General features: G+C 72.2%; 15 protein-coding genes. 2 read left to right on the top strand and 13 right to left on the bottom strand.

The genetic code is table 11. From position 1 onward, the window contains the following. Nucleotides 1-2: 2 nt before the first annotated feature. The 11 genes from Q8A52_RS25595 to Q8A52_RS25645 all read right to left on the bottom strand — a co-directional run bounded on the left by Q8A52_RS25595 (nt 3) and on the right by Q8A52_RS25645 (nt 8,788). Nucleotides 3-350: a gas vesicle protein gene (locus Q8A52_RS25595; RefSeq protein WP_316755594.1), complete on the bottom strand. Its 348-nt coding sequence runs from the start codon at nt 348-350 to the stop codon at nt 3-5. Beyond that, nucleotides 347-1,483, bottom strand: a complete 1,137-nt coding sequence (locus tag Q8A52_RS25600; protein ID WP_316755596.1) for an SRPBCC family protein — start codon at nt 1,481-1,483, stop codon at nt 347-349. Before Q8A52_RS25600 ends, Q8A52_RS25595 begins: the two co-directional genes overlap by 4 nt. Continuing rightward, nucleotides 1,480-2,145: a DNA primase gene (locus Q8A52_RS25605; protein WP_316755598.1), complete on the bottom strand. Its 666-nt coding sequence runs from the start codon at nt 2,143-2,145 to the stop codon at nt 1,480-1,482. The genes Q8A52_RS25600 and Q8A52_RS25605 overlap by 4 nt, the downstream gene beginning before the upstream one ends. Beyond that, nucleotides 2,142-2,405, bottom strand: a complete 264-nt coding sequence (locus Q8A52_RS25610; RefSeq protein ID WP_316755600.1) for a gas vesicle protein GvpG — start codon at nt 2,403-2,405, stop codon at nt 2,142-2,144. The genes Q8A52_RS25605 and Q8A52_RS25610 overlap by 4 nt, the downstream gene beginning before the upstream one ends. A gap of 1 nt (nt 2,406) precedes the next feature. Next, a complete protein-coding gene (locus Q8A52_RS25615; protein ID WP_316755602.1) occupies nt 2,407-3,183 on the bottom strand; it encodes a GvpL/GvpF family gas vesicle protein in 777 nt (258 codons plus the stop codon). Next, nucleotides 3,180-3,614 carry a gas vesicle structural protein GvpA gene (locus Q8A52_RS25620; RefSeq protein ID WP_316755604.1) on the bottom strand — a complete coding sequence of 145 codons (435 nt, stop codon included), beginning with the start codon at nt 3,612-3,614 and terminating at the stop codon, nt 3,180-3,182. Before Q8A52_RS25620 ends, Q8A52_RS25615 begins: the two co-directional genes overlap by 4 nt. A 49-nt stretch (nt 3,615-3,663) precedes the next feature. Then, complete coding sequence (locus Q8A52_RS25625; protein WP_316755606.1) at nt 3,664-4,041, bottom strand: gas vesicle protein GvpO; 378 nt, start codon at nt 4,039-4,041, stop codon at nt 3,664-3,666. A gap of 51 nt (nt 4,042-4,092) precedes the next feature. After that, entirely contained in the window at nt 4,093-5,019 is a 927-nt protein-coding gene (gene ligD / locus Q8A52_RS25630) for a non-homologous end-joining DNA ligase (protein ID WP_316755761.1), read from the bottom strand. Continuing rightward, complete coding sequence (locus Q8A52_RS25635) at nt 5,016-6,863, bottom strand: transketolase (protein ID WP_316755608.1); 1,848 nt, start codon at nt 6,861-6,863, stop codon at nt 5,016-5,018. The genes ligD and Q8A52_RS25635 overlap by 4 nt, the downstream gene beginning before the upstream one ends. Then, nucleotides 6,860-8,230, bottom strand: a complete 1,371-nt coding sequence (locus Q8A52_RS25640; RefSeq protein WP_316755610.1) for an NAD(P)/FAD-dependent oxidoreductase — start codon at nt 8,228-8,230, stop codon at nt 6,860-6,862. The genes Q8A52_RS25635 and Q8A52_RS25640 overlap by 4 nt, the downstream gene beginning before the upstream one ends. Before the next feature lie 114 nt (nt 8,231-8,344). Next, complete coding sequence (locus Q8A52_RS25645; RefSeq protein ID WP_316755612.1) at nt 8,345-8,788, bottom strand: phage holin family protein; 444 nt, start codon at nt 8,786-8,788, stop codon at nt 8,345-8,347. 260 nt (nt 8,789-9,048) lie between these two features. Between Q8A52_RS25645 and Q8A52_RS25650 the strand changes: the two genes are divergently transcribed. Continuing rightward, the gene (locus Q8A52_RS25650; RefSeq protein WP_316755614.1) at nt 9,049-9,396 is read left to right on the top strand and encodes a VOC family protein; all 348 of its coding nucleotides are present in this window, start codon (nt 9,049-9,051) and stop codon (nt 9,394-9,396) included. Between the two features lie 23 nt (nt 9,397-9,419). Here the strand turns inward: Q8A52_RS25650 and Q8A52_RS25655 are convergent, their stop codons facing one another. Then, entirely contained in the window at nt 9,420-11,480 is a 2,061-nt protein-coding gene (locus tag Q8A52_RS25655) for a DUF5107 domain-containing protein (RefSeq protein WP_316755616.1), read from the bottom strand. 172 nt (nt 11,481-11,652) lie between these two features. Here Q8A52_RS25655 and Q8A52_RS25660 point away from each other — a divergent pair, with 172 nt between their 5' ends. Next, the gene (locus tag Q8A52_RS25660; RefSeq protein ID WP_316755618.1) at nt 11,653-12,000 is read left to right on the top strand and encodes a DUF6204 family protein; all 348 of its coding nucleotides are present in this window, start codon (nt 11,653-11,655) and stop codon (nt 11,998-12,000) included. Here the strand turns inward: Q8A52_RS25660 and Q8A52_RS25665 are convergent. Next, nucleotides 11,972-12,523, bottom strand: a complete 552-nt coding sequence (locus Q8A52_RS25665; RefSeq protein ID WP_316755620.1) for a GNAT family N-acetyltransferase — start codon at nt 12,521-12,523, stop codon at nt 11,972-11,974. The two genes, Q8A52_RS25660 and Q8A52_RS25665, sit on opposite strands and share 29 nt — an antisense overlap. Between the last annotated feature and the right edge of the window lie 44 nt (nt 12,524-12,567).

Consider the following 12,567-nt stretch of genomic DNA (forward strand, 5'->3'; position numbering starts at 1 on the left):
GCTCATCGGGCCTCCTTCCGGTCACGGTCCGGCTCGAGCCGGGCACGGTCCGGCTCGAGCTCGGCCAGTCGTTCACGCAGCTCGGCGTTCTCCCTGGTGAGTTCGTCGCGGCGGGCGCGAGTGGACAAGGCCGGGTCGCTCTCCCACCAGTCGATGCCCATCTCCTTCGCCTTGTCCACCGAGGCGACGATGAGCCGCAGTTTGATCGTGAGCAGTTCGATGTCGAGCAGGTTGATCCGGATGTCGCCGGCGATGACGATGCCCTTGTCGAGCACCCGCTCCAGGATGTCGGCCAGGTTGGCGCTGCTGCCCTGGCCGTACGGCTCCGGCAGCCTGCTGGGCATCGTCATCGACGGCTCCTGCTCCCGGCGTACTCGTCCTCGGGCTCCTCTTCGGACTCGTACTCGTCCTCATCCTCGCCCTGGTACTCGGCCTCCGGCTCCTCCTCGTCGTACTCGTCCTCGGCTTCGTCCTCCTCCGGCTCCTGCTCGTCCTCGGCCTCGTACTCCTCGGCTTCGTTCTCCTCCTCGTCCTGGCTCTCGTCCCCATTCTCGTCCTCGGCCTCCGGGCGCCGCTCTTCGTCGGACTGTTCCTCCTCCTCGGCGACGGCGTCCTCGTGGCTCTGGACCACCTCGCCGTCGCGGATCTCACCGCGCCAGCCGTCCTCGGCCTCGCCCTTGAGGGTGATGAAGCGGGCGAAGTTCTTGAGGTCGAGCCGGGCCCGGCGGCCCTGGGCGCGCCAGATGTTGCCGGTCTTCTCGAAGAAGCCCTTGGGGTAGTACTCCATGACCAGCAGGACCCTGGTGAGGTTGTCCTCCAGCCGGTGGAAGGAGACCACGCCCTTCGTGGTGCCCTTGGCTCCCTCCGACGACCACTGGATGCGGTAGTCGGGGATCTGCTCGGTGGTGTGGGCCTTCCAGCCGCGGTTGGACCAGAAGACCTTGAGCTGCCAGTCCGAGTGGGTGTCGTCGGTGCGGCTCGCACTCTTGACACCCTTGGCGAAGGTGCTGAAGTCCTGGTACTGGGTCCACTGGTCGTAGGCGGTGCGCAGCGGCACGCCGACATCGATGTACTCGATGATGACCGTGGGTTTCTGGCCCGCGCCGCCCTTGCGCTTGCCCTTGCCGCCGCCGAGGTTCTTCAGGGCGCCGACCACGTTGTCCTTGGCGTGTGAGAAGCCGAGCTCCACCGCGGAGCGCACCGGCCCCTTGCCCTCGGCGACCTTGCGCCCGGCGTCCAGGGCGAGCTTGGCGAAGCCGGGGCTCTTGCCCTCGGCGATGTCGTTGAGCTTGCCGGTGGTTTCGCCCAGCTTGCGGCCGACGCCGACCAGCATGCGCTCGGCCTGGGCGGCGAGGTACTCCTGCACCTCGGCCTTCAGCCGGTCGGCAGCCTCGCTCTCCGCCAGCCGGCCGAGCGCGTTGTCCTTGGCCTGTCCGGCCGCGGACGACGTCGCGGACCGCGCGGATCCGAGGGTGTCCGTCATGACTCGTCGCCTCCCTTCGGAAGCCGGGTCCGGGCGCCTCGTGCGGCGCTCCCGCCCGTGGCCCTCGTCTTCTTGGCAGCCGTGTCCTTCGCCCCTGCCTTCTTGGCGGGAGCCTTCTGGCCGGTCTTCTTCGCCGGTGCCTTGTTCGCCGCCCTCGCGGCGGAGGGCGCCTTCCTGGCGGGGGCCTTCCGGTCCGCCTCCCGCGCCGGCTCCTTCTCGGACCGCCCGGATCCGGCCTTGCGCTCGTCACGAGCCTCTTCGGTCTCCTCCTCGTCGGCGGAGGCCTCCGGCTCCTCGTACTCGTCCTCCTGGTCCGCGGAGCCCTTCTGCGGACCGAGCTTTCCGAGCCCGGTGAGCTGGTCGCGCACATCGGCGGTGCGCCCGTGCAGGCGGTCGGCCAGGGCCTCCATCTGCCGCTCGACCATGGCGCCTGAGGCCGCCTGGCCCACGCCGCGCAGGTCCTCGCGCAGTTGGTCCCCGATCTCCTTGAACTGCGGGTTGTCCCGCAGCTGCTGAGACGCCAGGTCCGCGAGCATCCGCGGGCTGAGGTGCAGCCGTTTGCCTGCCGCCAGCGTGCCGAGCGCGAACGCCAGCTTCGCCTTCTTCGTCCGTCCGAGGACGTATCCGGCCCCTAGTGCGAGGCCCAGTCCCATGCGGTTCATAGGTGTGTCCCCTTGTCAGTGCCCGCGCCTCGGCGCAGGGCGATCTCCAGCCGGTCGAGGAGTCCGTCCTCGAGCCGGTCGAACTCGTCCTCATCGATCTCCCCCGCCTCCAGCCGCTGTTCGAGGGCGGCCAGTTCGGCCCGGACCGCGGCGGGGTCGTAATAGATCCGCTCCGCCTCCTCCAGCACCTGTCTGATCACCCATCCGGCACCGCGCACGGGTGCCAGCGGGAGGAGCACCACCTCTCCAAGCAGCCCCATGTCATTGCTCCGATCCGTTCTGTGCGCCGCCCGCCGTGGTGCCCGCCGGTGCGGCCGGGCCCGGCTCGACGAAGCTGTACGGCGGCAGCGGCCCGTTGGCGCGCACCTCGAGGTGCGGGTGCCCGGCCCGGAACCGCTCGACGGCGGCCAGGAACGTCTCGGCCGAGTCCTTGGCCACCAGGAACGACACATTGGCCAGCCAGCCGGTGGACTCGGGGCCCGCGCTCACGGCGGCGGCCTCCGTCTCCAGGGCTTCGCGCAGTTCGACGGCGTCCTGGGCCTCGCGAGCCCGCACCGCGGCCACCACCATTTCACCGAGCTGCAGCCGCTGTTCGTAACTGCCGCCGCCCGCCTTGCGGTTGGCCTCGGCGAGGGCCCGCAGTTCCGGGTTCCCGGCCATCACCTGGTGCAGGACGGCCTCTTCGACGTGCGAGGCCTTGATGTTGTACTCGACCTTCCCGTCGAGCGTCCGCAGGCGCTCCGCGTAGTGGTCGGCGCGCTCGGCGAGCACACCGGTGACACTGTCGTCGTCGGGGGCGACGCTGCCGAACCGCATGGGCAGCACGGAGCCGGCCCCTCCGGTCTCGGCGAGCACGCTCTGGTGGGCGAGCAGTTCCTTGCGTTTGGGGCGCAGTTCCTCGGGGGCGTCGCTGACGACGGCCGCCAGGTCGCCCTCCTTCAGGATGCGCACCGGCCGCGGCGGGTCGCCGACGCCGCCCATGCCCTCGGGGAGGGAGGGGTGCGCGGCGGCCGTGATGCCGTAGACGTATGTGCTCACTCCTGTTCCTCCTTCCTGCGTGCGGTCCTGCGGGGCCGCGGCCGTGATTCGGCCTCGGCCTCGTCGCCCGAGCGTTCGTCACGTGCCTGCTTGAAGGCGTCGGAGACGGTCTGGGCGGCACCGGACAGCGCGCCCTTGGACTTGCCGCGCGCGCCGGATTCGGTGATCTCGCCGACCAGGTCGGGAAGGCCGGGGCTCTTGCGCGGGCCCGCCTCCAGGTCGAGCCGGTTGCACGCCTCGGCGAAGCGCAGGTAGGTGTCGACGCTGGCCACGACGACCCGTACGTCGATCTTCAGGATCTCGATGCCGACCAGGGAGACCCGTACGAACGCGTCGATCACGAGTCCTCGGTCGAGAACGAGTTCCAGCACGTCGTAGAGGCCGCTGCTGCCGCCTCCACCGCTGGCTTGTTGTGCGGGGACGACTGTCATGCCGACTGGTCCTCCTTGTCCGGGAAAGTGTCGGTCGCGGGCGGCTCGGCTAGCGGCCGCCCGGCCTATGTGCGTCGGACCGCCCCCGTTCGTAGCGGCGGGTCCGGTGATATCCGGTGAGCAGGCCCTTGGGGTCGAGGTCGACCTGGTAGCTCGCCATCAGGCTCATCGTGTCGGGCACGCGGGCGAGTTCGAGGACCTCCACCTCCAACGACCAGCCGTCCTCCGTCTGTTCGAAGGACGTGACAGACTCGGCGGCCATGCCCGTGAGCTCTGCGAGCTGGGCGCGCGCCTGGCGCAGCACCTCGACGGGGCTCGGCCGGCTGTCCGTACGGTCGGTGTCGGTGTCTTTTCGCGACTCCTGGGCGTTGTGTACGTTCCGTGAAGGCTTGGCGCTTTCTGTATCTTTTGTGTTCGTCGTGACCACCTCTTGCACCGGGTGGCCATCGAGCCGTGGACCAAACCTTTACGGGCGCTCTCAATCGCGCAGTGCCCCGAGACGGCGCCGCGCCGGTCCCAGCGCACGCCCCCGCCTCAGCACGCCCGCCCAGGGGTCGCTGCGTGCCTGGTCGGCGGCGTCCTCGACGGTCCAGCGGCGTGGGCCGAGGTCCGGGTCGTCGAGCTGCTCCCAGGAGACGGGCACGGCGACGGGGGCGCCGGGCCGGGCGCGGATGCCGAAGGGGGCGACGGCGGTCTGTGCGTAGGCGTTGCGCTGCACGTCGAGATAGAGCCGGTCGTCGCGGTCCTTCTTGCGGGCCGCGGTGGTGAGGCGGTCGGGGTGCTCGGCGGCGAGCAGCTCGGCGACGTCCCCGGCGAATGCGCGTACCTCGTCGAAGTCGTGACGTCCGTCGACCGGCACGACGACATGCAGTCCGCGCGATCCGGTCGTCATGAGCGCCGAGGGCACCTTCAGCTCGTCGAGCAGTTCGCCGAGCCACCGGGCCGCACGGCGCACCGCGCCGAAGTCGTCGCCGGCGGGGTCGAGATCGAACACCATCCGGTCCGGCCGGTCCGGGTGGCCGGTGCGCGAGAGCCAGCGGTGCAGGGTGAGGCAGGCCTGGTCGGCGAGGAAGACGAGGGTGGCGGTGTCGTCGCAGACGACGTGCGTGACCGTGCCGCCCTCCTTGGCCACCTCGGCGCGAGTGATCCACTCCGGGTAGCCGTCGGGAGCGTTCTTCTGCATGAATCCAGGGCCGTCGAGGCCGTCGGGGTACCGCTCCAGCATCAGCGGGCGACCCCGCAGATGCGGCAGCATGAACCGGGCGACGGCCCGGTAGTACTCGACGATGTCGCCCTTGGTGTACTCCTTCGCGCCTCCACCGCCGGGAATGAGGACCTTGCCGGGGCGGTGGACGGGCACCGTACGGCGGCCCGCCCGCACCCTCCGCTCGCCGTCGTCGCTCAGCGTACGACCGCCTCCTCCACCAGCAGCCGGCCGGCCGCCGCGATCGCCTCGGCGTCGATGCCCGCCGCGTGCAGCTGCTGGTCCGGCGCGGCCGAGCCCGGCATCGTACGGACGGCGAGCCGGACCAGGCGCGGCACGGGCCTGCCGTCGAGGAACGCATCGAGAACGGCGTCCCCGAGGCCGCCCTCCTCGCGGTGGTCCTCGACGGTGAGCAGACAGCCCGTCTCCTCCGCCGCCTGCCGCAGCGTGGGCCGGTCGACCGGCTTGACGGAGTACAGGTCGACGACCCTGATCCGGATGTCCTCGGCCTCGAGCGAATCGGCGGCGGCCAGCGCCTCGTGCACGGTGACACCGGCGGCGACCACGGTCAGCCGGTCCTCTTCCGAGGAGCGCAGCACCTTGCTGCCGCCGACCGGGAACTCCTCGTCCGGGTGGTAGACGACCGGGCTCTCGCCGCGCGAGGTGCGCAGATAGCGGATGCCGTCCAGGCCGGCCATGGCGCCCACGAGCTTCGCGGTCTGGTTGCCGTCGCACGGGTACAGCACGGTCGAGCCGTACACCGCCCGGAACATCGCCAGGTCCTCCAGGCCCATCTGCGAGGGTCCGTCCTGACCGATCGCCACGCCCGCGTGCGAGCCGACCAGATTGATGCCGGCGCCGCTGATCGAGGCCATGCGCACGAAGTCGTACGCGCGCGTGAAGAAGGCGGCGAAGGTCGAGGCGAACGGCACCCAGCCGCGCGCGGCGATGCCGACGGCGCAGGCGACCAGCTGCTGTTCGGCGATGTAACACTCGAAGAAGCGGTCGGGGTGCTCCTTGGCGAAGAACTCGGTACGGGTGGAGTCGCCGACCTCGCCGTCCAGGGCGACGACGTCGCCGCGGGCGGTGCCGAGCGCGGCGAGCGCCTTGCCGAAGGCGTCCCGGGTGGCGACCTTGTCGCCCCTGTCGTAGCGCGGGAGTTCGAGCGCCTCGGTGCTGACGGAGTGCAGCATCCGGGCGCCGGGCGGCTCCTGCACCCGGACGTGGAGGTCGCGCGGGCCGCCCAGCTCGGCGACCGCCTCCTCGGGGTCGGGCAGCGGCTTGCCGTGCAGTCCCTCGCGGTCCTCGACGGAGGCGACACCCTTGCCCTTGAGGGTGCGGGCGAGGATCACGGTGGGCTGCCCACTCGTGGACTCCGCCTCGCGGTAGGCACGGTCGACCGCCTCCAGGTCGTGACCGTCGATCTCCACGGTGTGCCAGCCGAAGGCCTGGAAGCGGCGTGCGTAGGCGTCCAGGTCGTGGCCGTGCCGGGTGGGCCCGCGCTGGCCGAGCCGGTTCACATCCACGATCGCGATCAGATTGTCCAGGTGCTCGTACGCCGCCTGCTCGGCGGCCTCCCAGACGGAGCCCTCGGCCAGCTCGCTGTCGCCGCACAGCACCCATACGCGGTATTCGGTGCGGTCCAGCCGCTTGCCCGCCAGCGCGATGCCGACGCCGACCGGCAGGCCCTGGCCGAGCGAGCCGGTGGCCGTCTCCACCCACGGCAGCCGCCGTGACGTCGGATGCCCCTCGAGCCGGCTGCCGAGCCTGCGGAAGGTGAGCAGTTCGGCGTCGTCGACGACACCGGCCGCCTTGTACATGGAGTACAGCAGGGGCGAGGCGTGTCCCTTGGACAGCACGAGGCGGTCGTTGCCCGGGTGGGTGGGGCGGTCGAAGTCGTAGCGCAGATGGCGGGCGAGCAGCACCGCCATCAGATCGGCGGCGGACATGGACGACGTCGGGTGCCCGGACCCCGCGGCTGCGGCGGCCCGCACACTGTCCACACGCAACTGCTGGGCGACTTCGGCGACTTCGGCGGTGTTCATGAGTCTCCTTCCGCGGGGATGTCGGCGCGCTTCACAGGGCCGGGGGCGAGGTGGTGCTCCGGACCGCCGGGTACCCGGGCCAGTTCCGGAGAGGCTGTGTCGAGGGGCACCGACCAGGACCGTACGAGCCCCAACTGGGTTCCCTGGCGCGGCAGTACGGCGTCCAGCAGCCAGTCGGCGGCGACGCGGACGCGGTTGGCGGGCATCGCCGCGAGGTGGTAGCCGCGGGTGACCGCGGCGGCCGGCAGACCGGAGAGGGACACGCCGAGCGGGTCGGCGGCGGCCTCGGTGCCGCCCAGATCGACCAGGAAGCCCAGGTCGCGATGGCGGTAGGGGCGGCTTTCACCGATGCCGAGCGACGCGGCCACATTGTTCGCGGCGACCTTTCCCTGCCGCCAGGCGTGCTGTGCCGTCATCGGCGTGAACGTCCCGGGGTTGTTCAGATCGGGTACGGCGGCCGCGTCCCCGCATGCGAACACCCCCGCCCCGCCCGGCACTTGCAGGTAGGGGTCGACGATGAGCCGACCCCGCTCCAGCGGCCGCCCCGTGGCCTCGACGAGCGGATCGGGCCGCACGCCGACGCACCAGACCAGGGACCGCGTCTCGACGAACTCGCCGTCGCTGAGCAGGACTCCGTCATGGGTGGCCTCCTTCACGGAGGTGCCCGTGCGGACCTCCACGCCCCGCCGCCGCAGCACGCGGTCGGCGGCGATCGAGAGCCGCTCGTCCATCCCCGGCAGCACATGCGGCGCCACGTCCAGGAGCAGCCAGCGCGGCCGCACCCCGGCCGGCAGCGGATGCCTGCGCGCCAGATCCTTGGTGAGCAGCTGCATCTGCGCGGCCACCTCGGTACCGGTGTAGCCGGCGCCGACCACCACGAAGGTGCACCGGGCCGCGGCGCTCTTCGGGTCGTCGGAGGTGGCGGCGAGCTCCATCTGCCGGGTCACGTGGTCACGCAGATACAGCGCCTCGGGCAGGCCCCGGAAGCCGTGCGCGTGCTCGGCGACGCCAGGGACCGGCAACAGCTTGTTGACGCTGCCGACGGCGAGCACGAGCCGGTCGTAGGCCAGGGTGCCGACGCCGCCCTCCGGGTCCGTGTAGTGCACGGTGCGCCCGTCGAGGTCGACGTGGTCCGCCTCGCCCAGCACCGGGCGCACATCGCGCAGGGTGCCGCGGAGGGAGACGGTGACCCGGCGCGGCTCCAGGATGCCCGCGGCGACCTGGGGCAGCAGGGGGAGATACAGGAAGTAGTCGGTCGGGTTCAGCAGGGTGACACCGGCCCGTTGCCTGGTCAGCCGGGAGAGGATGCGGGCCGTGCGGTACCCGGCGAAACCGGCGCCGACGATCACGATGCGGGGTCGACTCACGGTACGCCTCCGGCGGTGTGGCTCGTCCGAGGCATACCGCGTCCCCCTGACCGGGGCGCCCAAACGTGCGCACGTCGGCGCCCCGGGTGGTGCGGGCGAGGCGCCCGGCCGGTCTCACGCCCGGTGGTGCGGCGCCTCGGGGTCGCTGCCGGGCCAGTTCGGCGCCTCCGGAGGCATGGGCGGGTACTGCGTGATGCCGAGGCCGCCGGGAGGCCCGGCGGGCGGGGTGCCGCCGACCACGCGGGACGGGGGCGCGGGGTGCGGGTGCCTCGGCCTGGCCATGCCGCGCAGCGCGTAGGCGATCACGCCGAGGATCGCCGCGGTGATCAGCGCCGCCGCCCAGCCCGGCAGGCCGGTCGCGAGGGCCAGCCCGAGGGCGAGGGCGAGGGCACCGCCCGCGTACAGGGCGACGGCGCCGGACGCGCCGTACAGCATGGCCGTACGGCGCTGCTTGCGCGTCTGCTCGCGCAGCTCGTCGCGCACGGTCTCGCGTGCCACCTGCGCCAGCTCGTCCACCAGCTGCTTGTCGAGGTGTTCAAGATGATCCAAGGGCTCCATGCGGCTGCGGGTACCCGTACCCGCGGGACCGTAACGCGGCCACCGGGCGCGCCGTCGCCGCGCGGCCGATCAGCCGAAGCGATCTCCTCCCCGGGCCGCCGGAACTAGGCCCTGTCGTCAAATCCCCGCCTGCCCGGCGACGCCATGCACGCTCCCCCGAGCTCTCGGCTTCGCTCGAGCAGGGGGACCCCCATGACGCCTCCGGGCCCGCCCTCCGGGCGGACGACGGGGATTTGACGACAGGACCTAGGCTCGTGCGCATGGAGATTCTGGGCGCCTCGCTGCGCATCTGCGTCGACGACCTCGAAGCCGCGATCCCGTTCTACGAACGCCTCGCGGACGGCAGAGCTCTCCGGTTCGAGCGCGGTGGCGTCCAGGTCGCCGCGGTCGGCTCCTTTCTGCTGATGAGCGGCCCCGAGGCCGAGCTGGAGGTGCTGCGCAAGGTGGCGGCGACGATAGCCGTCAAGGACGTCGAGGACGCCCGTCGGACGCTGACCGAGCTCGGCGCCCGCATCGTCGCGGGGCCGGTGGCGACGCCGGCGGGCCGCAATCTGATCGCGATGCATCCGGACGGGGCGATCTTCGAGTACGTGGACCACGGGAGCTGAGCCACACCGGCGCCACCGGTGGGTCAGGACGCGTCCGGCCGCATGCGGAAGTCGTGGCGGCCGGGCAGCGGATCGTCGCCGAGGCGGGCCCACAGCCGGCCGATCGCCTCTTCCCCCTCCCGCAGGTCGGCCACCTCGAAGCCGTCGTCGAAGACGGCCCGGGCCTCCTCCCGCCGGCCCTCCACGAGCAGCAGCTCGGCCTCCAGGAGCCGGAACCGGCCCCGCTCGCGGACGGCCGGGAGCAGCCGCTCCCAGGCGGCACGCGCCTCGGCCGCCCGCCGGACCCTGAGCAGTGCCTGCAGGGTCTCGCGGCCCAGCGCGGCGGTGGCGGCTGTCCACTGGTCGCCGTCGTCGCGCCGCTCGTGGCACAGGTCGTCGAATGCCTCGGCGTACCGGTCGGCGGCCCGCTCGTGGTGGCCGGACTCCTGGTCGGCCACCGCCAGACAGCGCAGCAGCGGCCACAGCGAGGGCGCGAGCGGCAGGGCACGCTCCCAGCTGCGCACCGCCTGCGCCCGGTCACCGGCGTGCCACTGGGCGACACCGAGGTGGTACTCGGTGAGCGGGGTGGCGGGCGCGGTCTCCAGCATGTCCCGCCAGTGCGGTGCGACGAGGGTCTGGCCGGGCGGCTGCACCCGGCGCGGTTCGGGCAGGGAGCCGGAGCGCAGCAGCTCCAGCCAGGGCGACTGGGCGTCGCCGAGCGTGACCTCGTCGAACGGCGTGCCGGGCAGCTTCAGATCGCCGCGCAGCACCTCGAGCGCGCCCCAGCCGGAGCCGGTGGCGAGTCGCTCGCCCGGTTCGGTGTCGGCGCACCGCTGCCAGGCGGCGTACGCGGCATCCACGTCCGCCCGCGGCAAGGCCGCCTCCAGCCGCGCCTCCGCCGTGCGCAGCACCGAGGCCCACTCCCCCTCCGGCGGTGCGTCGAACGGGCCGTACGCCTCCAGCCAGGACACCTCGCTCTCCGCCTCCAGTCGGACATGCTCCAGCTGGGTGCGGGCGAGCCCGGCCTGGATCTCGCAGTAGCCGCCGGTACCGGGTTCGGTGAGCCACTCCTGCCAGCGCCGGCCGCCCGGCCCCGAGCCCCACACGAACAGCTTGCGGCCGCGCAGCCCGTCGGTCGACGTCTGCACGAGCCCGTGTCCGTCCGCGTCGAGCGCGGCGATCCAGCGGCGCCGCCCGTCCGGCACCTCGTAGAAGTAGTCGGCGGCGTACGGGCTGTTGAGCGGGTACGTGCGGTCGACTCCGTCGTACGAGGGGACCGGGACCCGGCGCAGTCGCCGCTCATGGCCGATGGGGGTACCGCCCACGCCCTCAAGGCAGTCGGGGAGCCAGGCTTCCTCCGCCGGGGCGAGCACCCGACGCTCCTCGGGCACGGCGATGTTGGACCACCAGTAGGCGGGCACGGGCCGCTCGTGAGGGTTGCGGATCCGGACGCCGACGAACAGGAAGTCGGAGCCGTCGGGCAGCCACAGGTCGACCTGGAAGGGCAGGTCGCGCAGCCTCTCCCATTCCCACAGGCGCAGTATCTCTCCCCCACTGCCTGAACGGCGTGGGTGGTGCCCCCATCCGTCGGGGGCGGGGACGCGGGCGGCGTGCAGGGGTGCGCAGGAGAGGGTGGTGTGGCCGGTGGCACCCGTGTTCCACTCGATGCCGCCGGAGTACCAGGCACCGTTGAGGGCGAAGTTCGCGGGCTGGAACACCGGGTTGCGGTAGAGGAGTTCACGGCCGGACGGCAGCTGGACCAGTGACACGACGCGGCCGCCGAGGCCGGGCAGGACCGTGGCGCGCAGCCGGTCGTTCTCGATCACGAGCGCGTCGACCGCACGGGGCTCGCGCGCCCTGCCGTAGCCGTCCCGGACGCGCACGGGCAGCAGGCTGCGCAGCGGCTCGTAACCGAGCTGCCGGGCCATGTCCCGGGGCAGGCCCCCCCGGTCACGGTCCTCGATGCGGTGCTCCCCCACGGCCTCAAGTGCGTGGGCGGTGCCCCCATCGGCGAGCGGCCGCAACGGGGGCAGCGGGTTGTCCGGCCCCAACTCCGCGGCGGGCAGCGTCAGTACCTCACGTCGGATCGTCGTCACGATCACCATGGAACCCGCCGACCGCCGAACCGGCCAGGGGACCTGCCGGTCAGAATTCCGCAAAGGCCGCCACGAGCCCGGGTTGGAGGGGCGACGGGCGCCGCGAAATTCCGTATGCGGGCGATCCTCGCCGACGTACAGTCGGTCGTTCATCGGGGTCGACGAGGGACGGAACGGCGCAATGAGCGAGCAGCACACCTACCGGGTCATCGTGCGGGGCACCTGGGACGGGCTGACCGACGGGAGCCGGGAGCGGCTGCTGGCCGAGGCGGCCGAGCACGGGCTGACCAGCATGCGGTTCACCGAGGAGGGCACGCTGTCGTACGAGCCGTCACCGCTGAAGCACTTCTCGATGCGCTACGTGGTGGTGTCGGACGCGGCCGACGGGGAGGAGATGGCGGGGGCGATCGCCGAGGACCGCGCCGAGGCCACGCTGCGCGGCCTCGGCCACGGCTTCACCGGTCTGAAGTCGACGGTCACCGACCTCGACACCATGAAGATCAACCGGAGGCCCGCATCTCGGCGGTGATCGCCCACCGCTCGTGGTCCCGCCAGGCGCCGTCGATGTAGATCATGTTCGGCGAGAAGCCCTCGAGCCGGAAGCCTGCGCCGCGGGCGAGGGCGATGGAGGCGGCGTTGCCGGGCTGTGCGTTGATCTCCAGCCGGTGCAGCCGCATCGGGCCGAAGGCATGCCCGATCACCAGGTCCAGGCCCTCGCGCATCAGCCCGCGCCCGGCCGCGTGGGCGAAGGCGCCGTAGCCGAGGGCCCCGCACTGGAAGCCGCCCCCCACGATGTTGTTGATGTTGATGAACCCGGCGATGGCCCCACTGTCCTTCTCGCAGACCAGGAAGCCGGCCTTGGTCGGGTCCTCGATCAGCCGCCCCGCATAGGCGGCGTACGCCTCCTCCGTGGCCGGCGGGAACAGCCACGGGTGGTGCAGGTCCTTGCTCTCCCGGACACGGGCCGCGAACTCCGGACCGTCGTCGTAGGTGAAGTGGCGTATACCGACGCGGGGGCCTTCGGCGAGATAGCGGGGTGCGGTGTGCGGCATCTCGCCACCCTACGGCCTGACCGGGGACCGCGCCGCCCGATGCG

This window comes from Streptomyces herbicida, from assembly GCF_032656585.1.
In the GTDB taxonomy this organism is placed as follows: domain Bacteria; phylum Actinomycetota; class Actinomycetes; order Streptomycetales; family Streptomycetaceae; genus Streptomyces; species Streptomyces herbicida.